Annotated in this window: 15 protein-coding genes; 8 read left to right on the top strand and 7 right to left on the bottom strand. The window is 70.1% G+C overall.

All coding sequences use genetic code 11. The features are described from left to right. Nucleotides 1-7: 7 nt before the first annotated feature. From G020_RS0107530 to hisI, 5 genes are all read right to left on the bottom strand, one after another. Nucleotides 8-1,828 carry a long-chain fatty acid--CoA ligase gene (locus G020_RS0107530; protein ID WP_024329165.1) on the bottom strand — a complete coding sequence of 607 codons (1,821 nt, stop codon included), beginning with the start codon at nucleotides 1,826-1,828 and terminating at the stop codon, nucleotides 8-10. A 77-nt stretch (nucleotides 1,829-1,905) separates the two neighbouring features. Further along, nucleotides 1,906-3,015 (bottom strand): nickel/cobalt transporter, encoded by a 1,110-nt coding sequence (locus tag G020_RS0107525; protein WP_024329164.1) that lies wholly within the window; start codon nucleotides 3,013-3,015, stop codon nucleotides 1,906-1,908. 42 nt (nucleotides 3,016-3,057) lie between these two features. Beyond that, nucleotides 3,058-3,753 (bottom strand): DUF1007 family protein, encoded by a 696-nt coding sequence (locus G020_RS0107520; RefSeq protein ID WP_024329163.1) that lies wholly within the window; start codon nucleotides 3,751-3,753, stop codon nucleotides 3,058-3,060. Beyond that, nucleotides 3,728-5,143: a cysteine--tRNA ligase gene (gene cysS, locus G020_RS0107515; RefSeq protein ID WP_024329162.1), complete on the bottom strand. Its 1,416-nt coding sequence runs from the start codon at nucleotides 5,141-5,143 to the stop codon at nucleotides 3,728-3,730. Before cysS ends, G020_RS0107520 begins: the two co-directional genes overlap by 26 nt. Before the next feature lie 23 nt (nucleotides 5,144-5,166). Further along, a complete protein-coding gene (gene hisI / locus G020_RS0107510) occupies nucleotides 5,167-5,598 on the bottom strand; it encodes a phosphoribosyl-AMP cyclohydrolase (RefSeq protein ID WP_024329161.1) in 432 nt (143 codons plus the stop codon). A 130-nt stretch (nucleotides 5,599-5,728) separates the two neighbouring features. Between hisI and G020_RS0107505 the strand changes: the two genes are divergently transcribed. From G020_RS0107505 to G020_RS0107495, 3 genes are read left to right on the top strand one after another with little or no spacing between them, the layout of a single operon-like run. After that, nucleotides 5,729-7,507, top strand: a complete 1,779-nt coding sequence (locus tag G020_RS0107505) for an ATP-binding protein (RefSeq protein ID WP_024329160.1) — start codon at nucleotides 5,729-5,731, stop codon at nucleotides 7,505-7,507. An 8-nt stretch (nucleotides 7,508-7,515) separates the two neighbouring features. Then, nucleotides 7,516-7,950, top strand: a complete 435-nt coding sequence (locus G020_RS0107500) for a response regulator (protein ID WP_024329159.1) — start codon at nucleotides 7,516-7,518, stop codon at nucleotides 7,948-7,950. 27 nt (nucleotides 7,951-7,977) lie between these two features. Next, entirely contained in the window at nucleotides 7,978-11,898 is a 3,921-nt protein-coding gene (locus G020_RS0107495) for an EAL domain-containing protein (RefSeq protein WP_024329158.1), read from the top strand. Nucleotides 11,899-11,908: 10 nt separating this feature from the next. Here the strand turns inward: G020_RS0107495 and G020_RS0107490 are convergent, their stop codons facing one another. Then, nucleotides 11,909-12,439 (bottom strand): hypothetical protein, encoded by a 531-nt coding sequence (locus G020_RS0107490; RefSeq protein WP_024329157.1) that lies wholly within the window; start codon nucleotides 12,437-12,439, stop codon nucleotides 11,909-11,911. Nucleotides 12,440-12,509: 70 nt separating this feature from the next. Next, nucleotides 12,510-14,069 carry a bifunctional aminoglycoside phosphotransferase/ATP-binding protein gene (locus G020_RS0107485; RefSeq protein WP_024329156.1) on the bottom strand — a complete coding sequence of 520 codons (1,560 nt, stop codon included), beginning with the start codon at nucleotides 14,067-14,069 and terminating at the stop codon, nucleotides 12,510-12,512. Between the two features lie 98 nt (nucleotides 14,070-14,167). On the opposite strand from G020_RS0107485, the gene mrcB reads away from it, so the two are divergent. From mrcB to truD, 5 genes are read left to right on the top strand one after another with little or no spacing between them, the layout of a single operon-like run. Further along, nucleotides 14,168-16,522: a penicillin-binding protein 1B gene (mrcB, locus tag G020_RS0107480; RefSeq protein ID WP_024329155.1), complete on the top strand. Its 2,355-nt coding sequence runs from the start codon at nucleotides 14,168-14,170 to the stop codon at nucleotides 16,520-16,522. Nucleotides 16,523-16,535: 13 nt separating this feature from the next. Further along, a complete protein-coding gene (locus G020_RS0107475; protein WP_018947686.1) occupies nucleotides 16,536-17,084 on the top strand; it encodes a tetratricopeptide repeat protein in 549 nt (182 codons plus the stop codon). Then, entirely contained in the window at nucleotides 17,077-19,050 is a 1,974-nt protein-coding gene (locus G020_RS0107470) for an ATP-dependent DNA helicase (RefSeq protein ID WP_024329154.1), read from the top strand. Before G020_RS0107475 ends, G020_RS0107470 begins: the two co-directional genes overlap by 8 nt. Continuing rightward, entirely contained in the window at nucleotides 19,041-19,730 is a 690-nt protein-coding gene (gene tsaB, locus G020_RS0107465) for a tRNA (adenosine(37)-N6)-threonylcarbamoyltransferase complex dimerization subunit type 1 TsaB (RefSeq protein WP_024329153.1), read from the top strand. The genes G020_RS0107470 and tsaB overlap by 10 nt, the downstream gene beginning before the upstream one ends. Nucleotides 19,731-19,750: 20 nt before the next feature. Next, nucleotides 19,751-20,779 (top strand): tRNA pseudouridine(13) synthase TruD, encoded by a 1,029-nt coding sequence (gene truD / locus G020_RS0107460; RefSeq protein WP_024329152.1) that lies wholly within the window; start codon nucleotides 19,751-19,753, stop codon nucleotides 20,777-20,779. Nucleotides 20,780-20,782 lie beyond the last annotated feature (3 nt).

The raw sequence follows: 20,782 nt of genomic DNA, 5'->3' as shown, positions 1-20,782 counted from the left end.
GTTTCCTTCAGCGGTCGCGGCCGTTGTACATGGTCTCGATCGCCTCGCGGTAGTGCTCCCGGATCACCGGCCGCTTGAGTTTCATGGTCGGGGTCATCATGCCGTTCTCCACGCTCCACGGTTCGTGGATCACGTACACGTGGCGGATGCGCGCGTAGCCGGGGAAGTCCTCCAGCTGGTGGTGGATGCGGTCGAGGATGGCGCGCTCGACCTTGCGCGGTGGTTCTCCCGCGGTCGCCGGGTCGATCCCCTGGTCGGAGGCGAAGGTCTGCCAGGCGTCCGGTTCGGGGACCATCAGGGCGGTGAGGAACGGCTGCCCGTCGCCCACCACCATGATCTGGTCGAACAGGCCGTCGAGGCCGATGGCCATCTCCATGTCCGCCGGCGGTACTTTCTCGCCGTTGGTCAGTACCAGGATGTCCTTGATGCGGCCGGTGATGTAGACATGGCCGGAGTCGTCGATGCGCGCCTGGTCGCCGGTGCGCAGCCAGCCGTCGGCGTCGATGGTCTCGCGCGTGGCCTCTTCGTTCTTCCAGTAGCCCAGCATCACGCAGTTCGAGCGGGTCTGCAGCTCGTGGTTGTCACCGATGCGTACCTCGACGTCCTTCAGCGGCTTGCCGATGGAGGCCGGCAGGTTGTCATCCGGGGTGTTCACCGTGACCACCGGGCCGGCCTCGGTCATGCCGTAGCCCTGCAGCACCGGCAGCCCCAGGCCGATGAACAGTTGCGCCACCGGAGGCGGCAGCGGTGCCCCGCCGCAGACGGCGAACCGGACCTGGCCGCCGAGGCGGTCCAGCACCTTGCACGCGACCACGCGCTCGAGCAGTGGCCACAGCAGGAAGGCGGGGGACCAGCGACCCCGGCCCTGCTGGTGTTCGAACCGGCGCCAGCCCACGGCGGCAGTCTTCTCGAACAGCCAGCGGCCGAGCGCCGACTTCTGCCTGAGACCGGCCCGGATCCGCCCGCGCACGCGTTCGTAGATCCGTGGCACCGAGATCAGCACCGTCGGCCGGATGGTCTGCAGGTCTTCGCCGAGGAGCTGAATGGAGCGGGCGAAAGCCACCTCGGCTCCAACCATCATCGGCATGTAACAGCCGGCGGTGCGTTCCATCATGTGCGACAGCGGCAGGAACGACAGGAACCGGTCCGACGGCCCGAGCGGGCCCGTGAGGGACGAGGCCCAGGCGTTCTCCAGGATGTTGCGGTGCGAGAGCATCACGCCCTTCGGACGTCCGGTGGTGCCGGAGGTGTAGACGATGGTCGCCAGGGCGTCGGGGTCCAGTTCCGGATAGCGGATCGCGGCCGGGTCGCCACCCTGCAGCCAGTCTTCCAGTGGCAGGACCCGCGGATCGCCCGAGGTGCCCGCGCTGTCGCTCAGGCGCACCACGCGCTTGAGCGACGGCATCTTCTCCAGATGCTCCAGCAGGCGGCGGCCATGCACCGTGTCGCCGATGAGCAGGGCGCGCGCCTGGGTCTGGCCGATGATGTAACCGACATTTTCGGGACGGTCATCGGTGTACAGCGGGACCGTGACCAGGCCCATCTCCATGGCGGAGAGGTCGGCCGCGATCCACTCGCGCGAGTTGCCGACCATGATGGCGACGCGGTCGCCCGGCCGCAGGCCCTCGGTGGCCAGCGCAGCCTGCCAGCGGTCGACCGTGCGGCCCATCTCGCCCCAGCTGCTGGAGCTCCAGTCTTCGCGTTCGGGGTCGAACTGGCGGTAGGCCGGGGCATCGGGGGTCGCGGCCACGCGGGCGCGGAACAGCGCCGGCAGGGTGGGGGCGTCTTCCGGACGGATGGTCGCGGGGTGGACCCGGGGGTTGGACATGCGCGGTCTCGCTGGACTGGTCTTGCCCTGCAAAGTAGAGGACGGCGCGGGGCAGGGGCAAGCGCGGGGCGGGAGCCCTACATGCCGAGCGGATGCATCGCCGGACCCGCGGCCACCGCCCCCAGCACCAGGCTGAAGCCCAGCACCGCGATGATCGCGCCGCCGGTCAGGCCGAAGGCCGGCCCGATCCAGGCCAGGCGCGCGGCGCGGGTGCCGGTGAAACGCCGCCGGGTCCAGTCGCGAGCGTAGACCGCGAGCATGGCCAGCACGGAGACCGTGATGGCGGTACCCGCGGACATCGCGAGCACGGCCGCCACGCCGGCCCAGACCAGACCGACTGCCGCGGATACTGCCATGATCAGCACGGCGCCGGAGCAGGGGCGGATGCCCACGGCCAGCACGGTGCCCCACCAGGTGCCCTTGTGATCGGGGTCGACGTGGTGGGGGGTGCCGCAGCCGCAGTCATGTTCGTGGTCATGCCCGTGGTCATGTCCGTGGTCGTGCCCGTGCGCGGCGGCTGCCCGGCGCCGCCAGGCCTGCCGCAGGGCGCGCCCCATCAGCCAGACGCCCAGCAGTCCCACCAGGGCGAAGCTGGCGATCTCCAGGTGGCGGACCTGTCCCAGGGTCTCGCGTGTCAGCCAGCCGAGCAGGCCGACCAGCAGCCCGACCAGCAGGATGGCCGTGACGCCCTGGGCGAGCGATGACGCCGCCGACAGGGCGATGCCGCGGCGCAGGTTCTGTGGCTGGGTCAGCAGGTAGGTGGTGATCACCGCCTTGCCGTGCCCGGGTCCTGCGGCGTGGAAGACCCCGTAGAGAAAGCTCACGAGGATCAGCAGGGCGCCCGCCTGCGCCGATGGCGCGTCGCGCAGCCCGTGCAGTCCCCGGGTCAGTTCGCGGTGCAGCTGGCGCTGGGTATGCAGGACCCAGCCGACCAGCCGTTCCAGCGGTCCGGCGTCATTCCCTCCCGGGAGCCCGGCGTCGGCAAGAGCGTCCGGGGCATCGGCGGGTCCCGTCGTTTCGGCGGGCGGTGGCTGTTCCGTGGCATCGGCATCCGCGTCGGGCTCCGGGCCGCCGCCGAGGGGGTGGCCGGCCAGCGCGAGCGCGGGCAGCAGGATGCCGAGCAGGAGCAGCAGAACCGCTGCGGGCCGTCCCGGGCGGCGGTTGCGAGAGAGGGCGTGTCGGATCATATCGTTATTGTATAACGCTCCAATGGCGCGAAGAACCCGATGTCATTCACATTCCAGGCGCGCAATCTCGGCGAAATGGCGTCCGAGATCTTCGATCGGGCTGCGGGATTCGCGTTCCAGGGTGGCGGCATAACGCACCAGTTGTGGATCGGGGCGCGGTTCCTCGAGTTCGACCCGGCAGCCGTCGCCGCGGTTCACCTGGATCACGTCACCGGGGTCATGGCGGATCTCGATCCAGTAGGTGGGATCATAGACGCGGTAGGTGAAATCCTCTTCGGCGCCGATGTCGTGCCGGTCCAGCGGGATCTCGAAGCCCAGGTGCAGGCGCCGGTCCTCCAGACGCAGTTCGGGGGACTCGGCGGGCGGGGTGTCCAGCGTTTCGCCGCCCGCCTCGAACTCGGTGAAGTGGTCGTATTCCGCGAGGTTGTCGAGCATGCGCGGGCCGACCTTTTTCAGCACCGAGTCGATACCGGCGTCGCCGTCCATGTCGCGGGTCATCTCCTCCAGCAGCATGTGGCTGTAGGTCGGGTCGATGACCCACAGCTGGTGCATCGAGGCCAGCCGGCCGTCGCCGTCGAAGTTGAGGGTGACACGCAGGTCGATCCAGGCATGCGGGTGGGCGGTGGCCATCGCGGGCAGACCGGCGGCCACCGCGATCAGGAGAACCAGCGCCAGCCGGGCGCGTGCCCGGGTGGCGCTGCGGACAGCCCGCTCAGGCGCGCTGCCAGCGGGTGCCATCCGGCGTGTCCTCCAGTTCGATGCCGCTGGCGGTCAGCTCGTCGCGGATCGCATCGGCGGTGGCGAAATCCCGCGCGCGCCGCGCCTCGGCACGCGCGGCGATGCGTTCCTCCACCCATGCGGCGAGCTCGGCATCATCGGCGACGTCGCCGCGGAACCAGGCCTCCGGGTCCTGCTGCAGCAGGCCCAGGAGTTCGCCCGCGGCCAGCAGCTCGCCCTTGCGGCGGGCGCGTTCGTCCTCGCTGTCGGCGGCCTGCAGGGCATCCGCAATGCGGTGCAGGGCGGCGAGCGCCCCGGCGGTGTCGAGATCGTCCAGCAATGCGGTGAAGACCGGGGTGTCCGCCGCATCGGCGGGGGTGGCCACGACCCCGGCATGTTCGCGCAGCAGACGGTAGAAGCCGTCCAGCGCGTTGCGGCTCTGTTCCAGGGTGTCCTCGGAGAAGTTCAGCGGCGCGCGATAATGGCGCGACAGCAGCGCCAGGCGCAGGACCTCGCCGGGCCAGACCTGCAGCAGGTCGTGCAGCAGGCGGAAGTTGCCCAGCGACTTGGACATCTTCTCGCCTTCGATGGTCACGTGCCCGTTGTGCATCCAGTAGCGCGCGTAATGGCCGCCGTGTTCGTCGCAGCCTTCGGCCGCGCAGCCCTGGGCGATCTCGTTCTCGTGGTGCGGAAACACCAGATCGTGGCCGCCGCCGTGGAGGTCGATGCTGCGGCCCAGATGGGTGCGGATCATCGCGGTGCACTCCAGGTGCCAGCCCGGGCGCCCGTTGCCCCAGGGGCTGTCCCAGCCGGGTTCGTCCGCGCCGGCGGGCTTCCACAGCACGAAGTCGCCGGGATGGCGCTTGTAATCGGCGACCTCTACCCGGGCCCCGGCCTGCATCGCCTCCAGGGTGCGCCCGGACAGGGCGCCGTAGGCAGGGTAAGAGGTCACGTCGAACAGCACGTGGCCGTCCGCCGCGTAGGCGTGGCCGCGCGCGAGCAGGTCCTCGATCAGGGCGATCATCTCGGTCACGTGATCGGTGGCACGGGGCTCGAGGGTCGGCTCCAGGGTGCCGAGCCGCGCGATGTCCTCGTGGAAGGCCCGGGTGAAGCGTTCGGTCAGCGCGGCGATGGGTTCGTCGTTCTCGCGCGCGGCCTGGTTGATCTTGTCGTCCACGTCGGTGATGTTGCGGGCGTAGACCACGTGCTCCGGGCCGTAGAGTGCGCGCAGCACGCGGAACAGCACGTCGAACACCACCACCGGGCGGCCGTTGCCCACGTGCACGCGGTTGTACACGGTCGGACCGCAGACATACATCGTCACCCGTCGCGGGTCGGCGGGAACGAAGGGCTCGCGCTGTCCCCCGAGGGTGTTGTGGATGACGAGCTGCGGTGCGCTGGCGTCGGCCATGGTCGGTGTTCCTTGTCGCGGTTTCAGGAGGCGCCGTAGAGGGTTTCGGGGTCGATCTGCGGGTCGCTGGTCACGGCGACCTCGTCGCCTTCGACCTGCAGATAGAAACAGCTGCGCCGCCCGGTGTGGCAGGCGGGGCCGGTCTGATCGACCTTCGCCAGCACGGTGTCGCCGTCGCAGTCCAGATGCAGGGAATGCAGCTGCTGGACCTGACCGGAGGACTCGCCCTTGCGCCACAGCGCCCCGCGCGAGCGCGACCAGTAGCAGACCCGGCCGGTGCGCAGGGTCTCCTCCAGCGCCTCGCGGTTCATCCAGGCCATCATCAGGACCTCGCCGCTGTCGGTCTGCTGGGCGATGGCGGGCACCAGCCCGTCGGCGTTGAAGCGGACGCGGTCGAGGACGTCGGCGAGCGGCTCGCGGCGGCCGGCCGGGGCTTTTTCCAGGTTCTTGAACATGGCGTGTCGTTCGGCTTGTTCGCAAACGTCAGAGAATAACATTCCGCGCCGCGGCGCGGCCGGATCTTGCGTCTTGTGGCCGTCCGGCGGATTCTTGGGGGAAGGAAGCACCGCGTAGAAAGGAGGGGGCATGACACGCGACGCGAGTCCCGGGATCCGCCGCGGTGCCGCAATCACGGCGCTGGGCATCACCCTGATCTATCTGGTGCTCGGCCTGATGTGGATCGGGTTTTCCGACCGGGCGCTGCTGGCGCTGGTGGACGACGTGGCACTGCTGTCCCGGCTGCAGACCGGTAAGGGCTGGGCCTATGTGGTGGTGACCGCCGGGCTGCTGTTCGTGCTGATCCATCGCGCGCTGGCCGCCCGCGACCGGGCGGCCGCGGAGGCGGGTCGGGCCGCGCGCATCATCGATCACTCGCCGGTGCTGGCGATCGAATGGGAGGCCCGTGACGGCTGGCCGGTCACCTACGTCTCGCCCAATGCCGCGGACTGGGGGCTGGATCGCGAGGCCCTGCTGGCGGGCGATCCGGATTACGCCAGCCTGATTCACCCCGATGATCTGCCGTCCATCGTCGAGGAGGTGCAAATGCACCTCGCACACGGCCCCGATCGCTATACCCAGCTCTACCGCCTGGTGCTGCCCGTGCTGGGTACGGTCTGGGTGGAGGACCGGACCTGGCTCAGCCGGGACACGGATGGCCGGGTGACGCGCATCCACGGGGTGCTGCTGGACGTCACCGAACGCCGGCGGCTGGAGCTGGAGCGTCAGCAGCAGATGGAACGGCTGGAACGGGCCGAACGCGACGCGGGCCTGGGCAGCTGGGAATACGATCCGGTGAACGGGTTCTGGTGGTCGGACCAGCTTTTCCGGTTGCTGGGGCGCCCGCCCGACGGCCCCGAACCGGACGTGGCCACGCTGCTGGAGCGTGACCTCGACACCGAGTCCGCCGACGGGCCACGCCTGGCTGCGACCTTGCGGGGCATGGCCGCCGGTACCTCCCCGCAAAGCCAGTACCTGCACGTACGCCGACACCCGGGGCGCGGGCCGGAGACCTGGCTGCGGTTCGGCATTCAGCGCGCGTCGTCGTTTCCGGGTGAAAGCCCCGGTGGCGCGTGGCGGGTGCAGGGTACGGTGCTGGACATCACCGAACTGCACCAGGCCGAGCTGGAGTTGCGTGCGTTCAACGCCGATCTGGAACGCCGGGTCGAGCGGCGCACGGCGGAACTGCAGGTCGCCAACCAGGAGCTCGAATCCTTTTCCTACGCGGTTTCCCATGATCTCAAGGCGCCGCTGCGCGGGATCGAGGGCTACAGCCAGCTGCTGGAGGCGGAACATGCCGGGCGTCTGGACGACGAGGGGCGCGAATTCGTGCGCAATATCCGCCAGGGCGTGGCGCAGATGAACGAACTGATCGGCGACCTGCTGACGTACTCGCGCATGGAGCGGCGACCGCTGGAACAGCGCCGGATCCGGCTGCGTGACCTGGTGGCGGAGACTCTGCGCGCCCTGGAGCCGGAATACCCGGCGGCGGCGACGACCGCGATCGACGTGCCGGAAGAACTGGAGGTCGAGACCGATCCCGACGGTCTGGGATTGATCCTGCGCAACCTGCTGGAGAACGCTTTCAAGTTCAGTGCCGGTCGCGACGAACCCCGGGTCCGGGTCGCCGCTCAGCGGCGGACGTCGGTGGTGCGTCTGGAGGTGGAGGACAACGGGATCGGCTTCGACGAGGCGTTCCGGGAGCGCATGTTCGAGATCTTCCAGCGTCTCAACCGCGCCGAGGACTACCCCGGCACTGGCGTGGGCCTGGCCCTGGTGCGTCGCGCGGCCCGCCGGCTGGACGCCCGGGTCGAGGCCGAGGGCCGCCCCGGCGAGGGCGCGACCTTTCGTGTGGAGCTGCCGCAATGAGCGTCCCAATGAGTGACCCGGGCTCGCCACCGCCCATCTGCGTGGTCGAGGACAGCCCGGTTGACCTGGACCTGCTGCGCCATGCCTTCCGTCGCCGCCGCCTGGCCAATCCGCTGACGGTGGCGCGCGACGGGGAGGAGGCCCTGGCGGGGCTGGAACGCTGGGCGCGGGGCGAGGAACCGGTGCCGGCGGTGGTCCTGCTGGACATCCGGCTGCCGCGGATCAGTGGTCTGGAGGTGTTGCGGGCACTGCGCGCGCATCCGGACTGCGGGCACATCCCGGTGGTGATGCTGACCTCGTCGTCCGACGACGTCGACATCCGGACCGCTTATGAATGCGGCGCGAATTCCTATATCGTCAAACCGGTGGATTTCGACAAATTCATGGACGTAGCCGAACAGATTGAACTCTACTGGTGCGTGTTGAACCAGCCACCGGCCTGAACCGTTGGCCAGGGAGGTCCCCGTGACATGAAGATTCTGCTCGTTGAAGACAGTCCGGCGGATGCCGATCTCCAGCGCCGGGCCTTGAGCCGGGGGGAAGAACCGGTGGACATCCGGACCGCCGTGTCGCTCGCCGAGGCCTGGGCTGCGCTGGAGGAGGCACGTTTCGATTGCGTGCTGCTCGACCTGCGGCTGCCGGACGGCAACGGCATGGACCTGATCCCGCGTCTGCGCGAGGCCGGGCGCGAGGAGGCGATCATCGTGATGACCGGCCACGGCGAACAGGAAACCGTGGTGACCGCCTTCCGCGTCGGGGCCGACGACTATCTGCCGAAGAACGACACCTACCTGGAGCACCTGCCGGCGCGTGTGCGGGACGCCCTCGGGCGTCGCCACCGGCGGCCGGAGGAGCTGGAAACGGTGCACGTGCTCTACGCCGAGCACAACGGCTTCGATGTCAGCCTGACGCGGCGGGAATTCGCCCGTGCGGCGCCGCATCTGCGCCTGGAGGTGGTGGACTCCGCGGACGAGGTCCTCTCGCGGCTGGAAGAGGGGTTCGATGGCGACGCATCGTACCCCGACATCCTGTTGCTGGATTATCGCCTTCCGGGGATGGATGGTCTGGAGCTGGCGCGCCGCATACGCGCGGAGCGGGGTCTCGATATCCCCGTGATCCTGGTGACCGGGCAGGGGACCGAGGAACTGGCCGCGCAGGCCCTGCGCCTCGGGGTCGACGACTACGTGCTCAAGAGCGGGGGTTATCTCAAGGGGCTGCCGGTGCTGGTCGATCAGGTGGTGGCCCGCGGGCGGCTGCGGCGCGAACAGGCGGCCCTGGCCGCGAGCGAGCATCGCTACCGGCAGGTGATCGACAGCGCCGGTGACATCATCTTCCAGACCGATGCCGGAGGCTGCCTTACGTTTCTCAATCCCGCCTGGACCCGGATGACCGGTCGCTCGGTGGAGGACGCCCTGGGACGTCCGCTGACCGAGTTTGTCGATACCGGGGACCGGGAGGCGGTGGCGGCCTTGCTGCGGGGGGAGTTTGCGGCCGCAAGCACCGGGGAGGAGGCGACGATCGGGGTTGTGACCCGTTGGGGCGGTCTGCACTGGATGGAGCTGCAGGGGCGTTCCGAGACCGATGCCGAGGGCCGTCCTGCGGGGTTTTCCGGCAGTCTGGTGGACGTGACCCGGCGCGTGCGGGACCAGCGTCTGGCGGCGGTGCGGGCGCGGGTGCTGGACCGTCTGGCCACCGGGACGCGGGATCCGGGCTTCCTGGCCGACGTGATCCAGGAGCTGGAGCTGCTGCTGCCGGAGCTCTCGGCCTCCATCATGCTGCACGACCGCGAAACCGGCATGCTGGAGTGCGTGGCGGCTCCGTCCCTGCCGGGATCGCTGCCCTGGCTGCACAGCCCCGTGCCTGCGGGGGAGGGTGTCGGCTCCTGTGGCACCGCGGCCTTTCGTGGCGAGCCGGTGGTGGTGGCGGAGGTCGCCGCCCATCCCTGGTGGGACGGGCTGCAGGCACCGATGGAGTCCGCGGGGCTGCAGGCCTGCTGGTCGTTTCCGTTCTTTGATGACGACGGGCACGTGCTTGGCACGCTGGCAACCTACCTGAACGAGGCGCGCGAGCCGCGCGACGAAGAACGGGGGCTGATCGACGAGTTCACCCAGCTGGCCGGTCTGGCGGTGCAGAAGCTGCACGCGGCGCAGGCACTGGATCAGCGCGATCGGGCCCTGCAGAGTTCGGCGCGCATGACGCTGGCGTTGCTGCAGGCGGAGTCCCCGGATCGGGTCATGAATTCCCTCCTGGGCCGGCTGGGCGAGACCCTCGCTGCGGACCGCGCCTGGGTCGTGGTCATGGCTGCGGAGGGGCCGGGCCGGGCGAATCGCGAGACGCACCGCCATTACTGGTTGCGCGGCGACCCGGCCGCGCCGGTGCGACCGCCCGCCCTGCGCAACCTTTCGCTGGACAGTCTGCCCGCGCGCTGGTCCGAGTACCTGCAGGACGGCGAAGTGGTCGCCGGCACCCAGGCGGAGTTCCCCGTGGAGGAACAGGAGCTGCTGCAGAATCAGGGGCTGCAGTCGCTGCTGCTGGCCCCGGTGTTCCTGGAAGGGGAGTATCGCGGGTTCGTGGGAGTGGACGCGGTGGTGCGCGCACGCAACTGGAGCGCCACCGACGTGAGCGTGGCGCGCATCTTTGCCAGCAGCCTGGGGGCCGCGCTGGCGCGGCGCGAGACCGTGGTGGGCCTGCGCCGGCTGGAGGCGGTGTTTCGCAGCACCCGGGACGGCGTCGTCATCACCGACCTGTCCTCGCGCATCATCGCGGTGAATCCGGCGTTCACCGAGATCACCGGCTATCCCGAGTCCGAGGTGCTGGGACAGAATCCGCGCATCCTGCAGTCGGGCTACCACGACGCCGATTTCTATCGCGCCATGTGGCAGGAGCTGGAGCGTACCGGTTACTGGTCCGGCGAGCTGTGGAACCGCCGCCGGAACGGCACGGTGTATCCCGAATGGCTGAGTCTCTCGGTGGTCGTCGACGAGAGCGGGCAGCCTATCTGCTACGCCGGCACCATCACCGACATGACCGAGCTGAAGCGCTCCGAGAGCGAGCTCAACTATCTGGCCGAACACGATCCGCTGACCGACCTGCCCAACCGGACGCGGCTGCATTCGCTGCTGTCGCACGCGGTGGAAGAGGCGCGCGCGGAGAGCCGCGGGCTGGGCGTGCTGAGCCTGGACCTGGATCGCTTCAAGGACGTGAACGACAGCCTGGGCCATCCGGCCGGTGACGAGGTGCTGGTGGACATCGCCCGCCGTCTGGCAGAGTCGGTGCGCCCGCCCGATATCCTTGGCCGGCTGGGTGGCGATGAATTCATGGTGGTCAGTCAGCGTGCCGGGGATAGCGGATCGCTGGGCGAAGTGGCGCGCGAGTTGCTGGCGGCTCTGGATACGCCGGTGCTGCTGGACAGCGGGCGCAGCGTGCATCTCAACGCCTCCATCGGTATTGCGCGTTTCCCCGAGGATGGCGATACGGCCACCACGCTGATCCAGCACGCCGACGCGGCCATGTTCCATTCCAAGGAAAACGGACGCGAGACCTGGAGCTTCTACGAGGCGGAGCTGACGCGGGCGGCCAGTGAGCGGCTGGAACTGGAAAGCCACTTGCGCGGGGCGCTGTCGAGCGGGACCGGGGAGCTGCAGGTGCATTTTCAACCGCAGGTGCGGCTGAGCGACGGCGTGCCCACCGGCGTGGAGTGCCTGGCGCGCTGGGAGACCCTGCAGGGCGAGAGCATCACGCCCGATCGCTTCATCCCGGTCGCCGAGGCGACGGGCCTGATCGTTCCCCTGGGTGAACAGGTGCTGCGCGAGGCCTGCAGACAGGGCGTGCGGCTGCTGCGGGAGGTGCGCGGCGACCTGGTGGTGGCGGTGAACCTGTCGCCCGTGCAGCTGCGCAGTACCCGGCTCGTGCGCCGGGTCGGCGAGATCCTGGCGGAGACGGGTTTCCCGGCGGAACAGCTGGAACTGGAGGTGACCGAAACCGCCATCATGAGCCAGGGTGATCGGGCCGTTTCCCGGCTCAAGGGATTGAAGTCGCTGGGCGTGCGCCTGGCGATCGACGACTTCGGCACCGGCTATTCGTCTCTGGCGGCCCTGCAGGACTTCCCGCTGGACGTGCTCAAGATCGACCGGAGTTTCGTGGATCAGGTGGACCGCGAGGGTCGGGGGCGCTGGATTGCTGCGACCATCATAGCGATGGCGCGCAATCTGCATCTGGAGGTGATCGCCGAGGGCGTCGAGACGGCGGCCCAGGCGGCGTGGCTGAACGCCCACGGCTGTGATATCGGCCAGGGGTTCCTGTACAGCCCGGGGCTGCCCGTGGACCGGGCCGAAGCCTGGCTGCGGGCGCCCGGCCGGGTGGCGGCACTGGCCTCCGTCCGGCCGGGCTGATCCGGCCGGCTCAGAACATCAGGGCTTCGGTAACGATCCGGTCCACCAGTTCGTTGACGTCGCCGAGGGACTCCTGCGAGGCCTCGTCGCCGATCTGCGGCACGCGCTGATAGCTCATGTAGATCGTGCCCGGTTCCGCGGACAGTTCGTAGATGGCGATGACGTAGGGGCAGAACGTGATGTTGTGCGGGTCTGCTTCCATGGTCGCGCGCGAATAGGTGGCCGAGCAGAAATCCACCGAGCGGCCGTTCAGGTAGATGCCCTCGCCCGATTCCTGGCCGGCGGTGCGGTCCAGCATGTCGGCGATGTGGCCGACGTTGTTGATCACCAGCCCCTCCGTTTCGATGGCGAACTCGACCATCTCGAAGTAGTGGTCGAAGTCCCCTTCGACGCTGTAGATCACGCGCTCGTCGCTCTCCTCGACGACCTCGTAGGCCAGGGCGGGCAGGGGGAAGGCCAGCGCGGCCGTCATGGCCAGCGCGGGCAATCCGGCGGTGACACGGCGGGCAGCCTGGCGGGTCTTGTTGCGGAATCCGGACATGAGGTGGCTCCTGTGTGGCTCGCGGATGACCGATGGTCCCGCCATTGTACGTCAAATGACCTGACTGCCGTCACGCCGGTCGTTCCAGCCGCTTTGCCAGGAGCTCGACATCCAGGGGCTGCGCGGGGCCTGCTTCCACGGCATGCTCGTCGGCGCCGGGCCATTCCTGGCGCGGGCGCTGCTGCTGCATGACCTCCACGTCGGCGTCCGACGCATCGCGGCCCTGCGCGGCGCGGGCCTCCAGGCGTTCGCGCAGCAGGTTTTCGTCGGCGTGGCAGGCGACGACCGCAAAGCCGGCCTCCATGCGCGCGGCGAGCTCGCGGAACGGCTCGCGCTGGCCGCGTTCGAGAAAGGTCGCGTCGACTATGACGGTATGTTCCAGCTCCAGCAGTTCCCCGGCACGTTCCAGCAGGTGGTCGTAGATCCGCGCGCGGGCATCTTCGCTGTAGGAGACGGCATCGGTCATGCGTTTGCGTTCGACGTCGCTGCGCAGGCGCACCGCGCCCAGGGCCTGGAGGACGCGGGTGCTGATCACGGTCTTGCCCGACCCTGACACTCCGTGCATCAGGACCAGGCGGGGCTGCTGCGGTTCGGTCAGGCGTTCCGCCAGCGCCAGGTAACGCCCCATCTCGGCCTGGTGGGCGGCCTTCTCGTCCGAGGGCAGGCTGGGTTCGGCGGCATGGATGCCCTGGACCTTGGCCCGCACCAGCGCACGGTAGACCTGGTACAGCGGCAGCAGGGCCAGTCCGTCGAAATCCTCGCGTTCTTCCAGCCAGGCGTTCAGCAGCCGCCAGGCATGCGCCGGGTGCTCGCGGGCCAGCAGGTCCATGGTGGTGAAGGCGATTTCGGAAATGACATCGATCCAGCGCAGCTCCGGGTCGAACTCGATCGCATCGAAGGCCACCGGGCGCTCGCCGCCGGCTTCGTCCCCGGCTTTGATGTAGACCATGTTGCCCAGATGCAGATCGCCGTGGCAGTGGCGGACGTGGCCGCCGTCATGGCGCGCCTGCATTAGCGGGCGCAGGCGGTCCAGCTCCTTTTCGGTCCAGGTCTGCAGGCGCTGCAGCCGCTCGCGTTCACTGGGCTGCTGGGCGGATTCGAACAGACTGGGGAAGTTTTCGCGCATCGGCGCGGCCTCGGCCTCGGGGGTGCCGTGGGCGGATTCCGGGCCGGTGCGTTCCACGCTCTCGTGGAAGCGGGCGATGTAGCGGCCCAGCTCGTCCATCGCCTCGGGTGGCAGGGCGCCGCGCTCCAGCAGCCGGTCGAGCTGGCGGTCGCGGTCGAAGCGGCGCATGCGTACCGCGTATTCCTGTATTTCGCCGGTCCCGTTGATCACCGGGTGTTCGGGATCGCCATTGATGCTGACGACCTCGTGGTAGATCTCCGGCGCCAGCCGGCGGTTGATCTCGAGCTCCGTCTCGCAGAAATGGCGGCGCGCCTGCAGGGTGGAAAAGTCGAGGAAGCCCAGGTCCAGCGGCTTCTTGAATTTCCACGCCCAGTCCCCGGCCAGGATCACCGTGGAGATGTGCGTTTCGATGCGCCGGATCCGTTCGGCCGGACCGCCATCGGGGAACGCCCCGCTCTCGATCAGTCGGGTGAGAATGCGGTGCTGCTCGTCCAGCGCGGTCATGCGGCCTCCATCAATGTTGCCCCGGGTCAGGTTATCATTGCGCGAGTTGCGGGCGAGATGCCCGTGTTCACCCGTCCCTGTTGCAGACCGCGAGAGCCATGCCGCGTTCCTCCCGCTCCCGATCTTCGCGCAAGCGCCGCCCCGCCGGCGGCCGGCTGCGTCGCGTGCTGCGTGCCGGCACCTGGACCCTGCTCGGTCTGCTGCTGGCCGGTGCCGGCGTGGGTGTGCTGTATGTGCAGAACCTGGATCGCGAGATCCGCGCCCAGTTCGAAGGTCAGCGCTGGGCCCTGCCGGCGCGGGTGTATGCACGGCCGCTGGAGCTGTATCCCGGTCGGCGCCTGGACCGTGAGCGCCTGGTGACGGAGCTGGAGGCGCTGAATTATCAGCGCAGCGGCCAGGGCGCCCGGGCCGGGGAATACGAGGTCAACGACGGCACGGTGGGCCTGACCACGCGCCCGTTCACTTTTGGCGACGGGCCCGAGCCGGCGCGTTCGGTGCGGGTGCAGATGGACCGTGGCCATGTACGCTCGATCACGGATCGCGACACGGGCGCGGCGGTCGACCTGATGCGGGTGGAGCCGCTGCTGATCGGCAGCATTTACCCGACGCACGGTGAAGACCGCGTGGTGGTGGATCTTGACGAGGTCCCGCCGGCGCTGATCGGTGCCCTGATCGCGATCGAGGACCGGCGTTTCATGTCACATCGCGGGGTGGACCCGGCCGGTATCGCCCGGGCGGCCTGGGCCAATCTGCGCGCCGGCCGCACGGTGCAGGGAGGCAGTACGCTGACCCAGCAGCTGGTCAAGAACTTCTACCTCACCCGCGAACAGACCCTGTCGCGCAAGCTGAACGAGGCGGTGATGGCCCTGATCCTGGAGCATCGCTACTCCAAGGAAGCCATCCTCGAAGCTTATATCAACGAGGTGTTTCTTGGGCAGGCCGGCGAACGTGCCATCCATGGTTTCGGGCAGGCGGCCCGGTTCTATTACCAGCGTCCGCTGAACGAACTGCGCCTGGACCAGCTCGCCCTGCTGGTGGGGCTGGCGCGCGGAGCCAGCTACTACGACCCGCGCCGCCATCCGGAGCGGGCCCGGGCGCGGCGCGACCGCGTGCTGAACGCGATGCACGAGACGGGGCTGGCGGACGCGGACACCGTGGCGACGGCCCGCGGCATGCCGCTGGATGTCTCGCCGGCGATGCCCGGCGGCAGCCGCTTCCCCGCATTCCTCGATCTGGTGCGCCGCGAGCTGCGCGCCGAATACGCTGACGAAGACCTGCGCTCCGACGGGCTGCGCATCTTTACCTCGCTGGATCCGGTGATCCAGCTGGCGGTGGAGGAGCGCGTGCGCGAAGAGGTGGCGGCGGTGGCCCCGCGGGCGGGCGAACATGCGGAGGAGCTGCAGGCCGCCGCGGTGGTGACCGACGCGCGCTCCGGCGAGGTGCTGGCGCTGGTCGGGGACCGCAACCCGGCGTATCCGGGGTTCAACCGCGCGGTGGAGGCGCGCCGCCAGATCGGTTCGCTGGTCAAGCCGTTCGTCTACCTCGCGGCGCTGACCAACCCCCGGCGCTATACCCTGGCGAGCCTGCTGGAGGACCGGCCGGTGACCCTGCAGCTGGCGCACGGGGAACCCTGGACCCCGCGCAATTTCGACCGCGAACACCGTGGCGAGGTCACGGCCTGGGAGGCCCTGGTACAGTCCTACAACGTGCCCACGGTGCGCCTGGCCGATCGCATGGGAGTCTCCCAGCTGGTGGAAATTCTGCAGACCTTCGGGCTGCAGGCCACCCCGGCCCCCAACCCGTCGCTGGCGCTGGGCGCACTGGAGCTGTCCCCGCTGCAGGTGGCGGGGCTTTATCAGGGGCTGGCCAGCGGCGGTTACGCCACGGGCACGCGCGCCATCCGCGACGTCCTGGATGCCGACGACGAGGTCCTGTCGCACTACGGGCTGGAACTGCGCGGCGCGGTGCCGGACGGGGCCATTCGTCTGCTCGGCGAGGCCCTGCATGACGTGACGGTGGACGGCACCGGTCGGGTGATTGGTCAGCGCCTGCCGCAGCGCCGCCTGGCGGGCAAGACCGGGACCACCAATGATTTTCGCGATGCCTGGTTTGCCGGATACGACGATCGCCATGTGGGTGTGGTCTGGCTGGGCATGGACGACAATCGGGCGACCGGCCTGACCGGTGGTTCCGGGGCGGCTCCGGTATGGGCCGGCATCATGGGGGAGCTGCCGGGTGGATCGATCGAGGAGGGTCGGCATCCTTCCATCGAATATCACGAGATCGACCTCGACTCCGGGGCACGGATCGTGGACGAAGATCACGCCTGCGAACGCGTCAGGCGGCTGCCGTTCTGGCAGAATTCGGCCCCGGAGGCGGTGGCCGAGTGCGAGGGCGAGGCGGACGGCGACGCCGCCGGCTGGTTCGGTCGCATGTTCCGCAATCAGGATTGAGCGGGTATATCCGATGATGATGAAGCTGCGACAAGGCGAACATTCCGTGCACCGCACCCCGCGCGCCGTGCGGCTGCTGGCCGGCTGTGCCGTGCTCGCGATCCTGGCCGGCTGCGCGACCCCGGAGCCGCGTCCCGCGCCGGAGGAACCCGCGACCGATGTGCCCGAGCCCGAGGTCCTGGAGGTCGAGCCCGGGGCGGCCGAGGATCCGGAGCTGGCCGCCGGGGTGGACAGCGCAGCATCGGGTCTGGCGCAGCGCGCCGAACAGGCGCGCGCGGATGCCGAGCTGGCGCGCGCCGGCCAGTTGCTGGAGCGGGCCCTGCGCATCGCGCCGCGGGATGCCCGGCTGTGGCAGCGCCTGGCTGTGGTGCGACTGGAACAGCGTAACTTCGATCAGGCCGAGCGGCTGGCGCAGCGTTCGCTGGGCATGGCCGGGAACGACCGTGACCTGCAACGGGAGAACTGGACCGTGATCCTGCAGGCCCGCGAGGGCCGGGACGATACGGAGGGCGCGCGCGAGGCGCGCGAAGCCCTGCGCGCGCTCGGGGGCGAACGTGTCTGAGTCCGCCGCTTCGCCGGCCGTGCGGGCCCTGAGCCCGGGCGGCGATATTGCCGAGGCGGTCCCCGGGTTCCGGCCGCGCGAACCCCAGCAGGCGATGGCCGCGGCGGTGGAGGAAGGCGTGGCCACCGCGCCATCGGCCCTGCTGGTGGAGGCCGCCACCGGGGTCGGCAAGACCTATGCCTATCTGGTCCCGGTCCTGCAGCGGCGCAAGCGGGCGCTGATCTCCACCGGCACCAAAACCCTGCAGGACCAGCTCTACCATCGGGACCTTCCGGTGGTCTGCGGAGCGCTGGGGTATCAGCCAAAGACCGCGCTGCTCAAGGGGCGCTCGAACTACCTGTGCCACTACCGGCTGGAGGTCGCGGAAGCGGATGCCGCCGGAGCCACCGGCGCCGGCGCGCGGGTCGAGCGTCTGCATACCCTGCAGGAGCTGCAGGCCATGGCGCGCACCGACGACAGCGGGGATCTCAGCCAGTCCGGCCTGCTGGCCGAGGATTCGCCGCTATGGCCGCAGGTGACCTCGACGGTGGACAACTGCCTGGGCAATGAATGCCCGCATCTGGACGACTGCTTCGTGGTGCGCGCGCGGCGCCGGGCGCAGGAGGCGGATGTCATCGTGGTCAACCATCACCTGCTGCTGGCCGACATGGCACTGAAGGAAGAGGGCTTCGCCGAGCTGCTGCCGGAGGTCGACGCGGTGATCGTGGACGAGGCGCATCAGCTGCCGGAGATCGCCGGGGCGTTCTTCGGCGTGGCCCTCAGCACGCGGGCCCTGCGCGAACTGGCGCGCGACACGCGCCGCGAGCAGGAGCAGCATGCCCCGGAGATGACCGACATGCGCCAGCGCGTGGGCGAGGTGGAGGCCGCGGCCGGCGGTCTGCTCGAGGTGACCGAGGGGCACGAAGGGCGCGCCGGTCTGGAGGATGCCGACCCCGACGGGGCGCTGGGGCCGAAGCTGGACGCCCTGGACGACGCGCTGCGCTGGCTGCACGATGCCCTCCAGGTCGCGGCGCCGCGGGCGCCCGGGCTGGAACAGCTGCGTGCGCGCTGCGAGCTGCTGCGCGAGCGACTGTCGGCGTGGCGCGAGGATACCGAAGACACGGTCGCCTGGCTGGAGCGTTTCCGTCAGAGCCTGACCCTGCATCGCACCCCGCTGGATGCCGCGCGACCCCTGGCGCAGCGCCGCGCGGCGCGCCCGGCCGCCTGGGTCTTCACCTCGGCGACCCTGGCGGTGGGCGAGGACTTTACCCACGCGGCGCGCCGCCTGGGGCTGCCCGGAGACGTCGCTACCGCGCGTCTGGACAGCCCGTTCGACTTTGCCCGTCAGGCCTGTCTGCTGCGCCCGGATCCGCCGCTGCCGGACCCCAACGCGCCGGATTACACCCGCGCCTGCCTGCGCTGGGCCTGGCCGCTGTTGAAGGACGGACCGGGCGGCGGATTTTTCCTGTTCACCAGCCATCGCGCGTTGCAGGAGGCCGCGACCCTGCTGCGCGAGCATCTGCCGGAGGACCGTGAACTGCTGGTGCAGGGGGAGCAGTCGCGTGGCGAGCTGCTGGAGCGTTTCCGCGCGGCCGAACGGCCCTGGCTGCTGGGCGCGCACAGCTTCTGGGAAGGCGTCGACATCCGCGGGACCGGGCTGTCGGTGGTGGTGATCGACCGCCTGCCGTTCGCCGCGCCCAACGATCCCGTGCTGCAGGCCCGCGCCGCAGCGCTGGAAGCCGAGGGTCGGCACCCGTTCATGGAGTTCAGTCTGCCGCAGGCGGTGCTGGCGCTGAAGCAGGGCGCCGGCCGTCTGATCCGCGACGGCTCGGACACCGGCATCCTCGCGCTGTGCGACCCACGCATCGACGGCAAGCCCTACGGCAAGCGCTTTCTCAACAGTCTGCCGCCATTCCACGAGGCGACCCGCCCGCGGGCGGCGCTGGACTTTCTGCAACAGGCCCGGGAGCGCCACGCATGCGCCTGATCGCCATCGACACCGCCACCGAACGCTGTTCCGCCGCCCTGTGGGTGGACGGCGAACTGTACTCGCTGTCGGAGCGGGCACCGCAGCGTCACGGTGACCTGATCCTGGGGCAGGTCGAGACCCTGCTGGCGGAGGCCGGGGTCGACCGCCATTCGCTGGATGCGGTGGCGGTGGGACGCGGTCCGGGGGCCTTCACCGGGGTGCGGCTGGGGCTGGGCGTGGCGCAGGGCCTGGCGTTCGCCCTGGATTGCCCGGTGGTCCCGGTGTCGTCGCTGCAGGTGCTGGCCCAGCAGGGCCTGCGGCTGGCGCCGGAGCCGGCCCCGGCGGCGGTGCTGGCCGCGCTGGACGCGCGCATGGGCGAGGTCTACTGGAGCCTGTGCCCGGTGGCCGGGGAGCGGGTCCTGCCGGCACCGGAGGCCGTGGCGCCGCCGGAGGCGGTGGCTGCGCAATGGCCGGCGGGGGAGCGGCTGGGGCTGGGGACCGGCTTTCGTGCCTTCCCCGAACTCGCCGGGCAATGCGGGCTGGCCGACGAACGGGTGGATCCCGATGCCCTGCCGGACGCCTTTGACCTGGCGTTGCTGGCGGTGGATGCCTGGGAGCGCGGCGAGGCGGTGGATCCGGCGGATGCGCAGCCGGTCTATCTGCGCGATGACGTGGCACGACCGGCGGCGAGCCCGTGACCGCGCCCGGGAATGCCCCGGTGTGGCCCTGGGAGGCCCCGCTGCAAGGCCGGCTTAAGGCGAGCCCGGAGGATTTCCGGGTGGAGGAGCTTCCGGCGACCCTGCCGGACGGTGCGGGCGAGCATCTGTGGCTGGAGATCGAGAAGCGCGGCCTGAACACCGAGGACGTGGCCGTGTGGATCGCGCGGTCCGCGGGCGTGGGACGCGGCGCGGTCAGCTACGCCGGGCGCAAGGATCGTCATGCCGTGACCCGGCAGTGGTTCAGCGTGGCCTGCGCGCCGGAAGTCGATCCGGGGTCATGGACGGTGCCGGAACCCGGCGAGGCGATCGCCGCGGACGCCTGGCTGCGCATCTGCCGCCACGACCGGCATGCGCGCAAGCTGCGCACCGGGCACCTGGCGGGCAATCGCTTCACCCTGCGCCTGCGCGAGCTGGAGGCCGATGGCGACATGGCCGTGCAGGTCCTGGAACGGATCCGCGCCGGCGGCGTGCCGGCGTATTTCGGCGAACAGCGCTTCGGGCATGCCAACCGCGAGCGGGCGTACGACTGGCTGGGCGGCGGTCGGCGTCCGCGCGGGCGCAATCAGCGCAGCCTGCTGCTGTCCGCGGCGCGGGCGGAACTGTTCAACGCGGTACTGGCCGAGCGCGTGCGCCGTGGCGACTGGGACCGCATCCTGCCGGGCGAGCGGGTCAACCTGGATGGCACCGGCAGCGTGTTCACCGCGGAGTCGGTGGATGCGGAGCTGGAGGCGCGCGCCGCGCGGCTCGACGTGCATCCCACCGGGCCGCTGTGGGGGCGCGGGGATCCGGGCACCGGGGGCGAGGTGCGCGAGCTGGAAGATGCGGTGGCCGCGCAGCACGAGGTGCTGGTCCGTGGCCTGGAGGCCGAGGGTCTGAAGGCCGCGCGCCGGGCGCTGCGTCTGGTGCCGCGATCCATGGAGTGGGAATGGGAGACGTCGCGGGTGCTGCGTCTGCAGCTGGAGCTGGGCCCGGGAGAATATGCCACGAGTGTGGCGGAGGCCCTGATGCGCACGTCGGCCGGGGACTGACCC

Origin of the sequence: Thioalkalivibrio sp. ALR17-21 (assembly GCF_000420185.1) — a bacterium.
GTDB classification, from domain to species: Bacteria; Pseudomonadota; Gammaproteobacteria; order Ectothiorhodospirales; family Ectothiorhodospiraceae; genus Thioalkalivibrio; species Thioalkalivibrio halophilus.
Note: the sequence above shows the minus strand (reverse complement) of the source record. Positions and strands in the feature narration are given on the sequence as shown.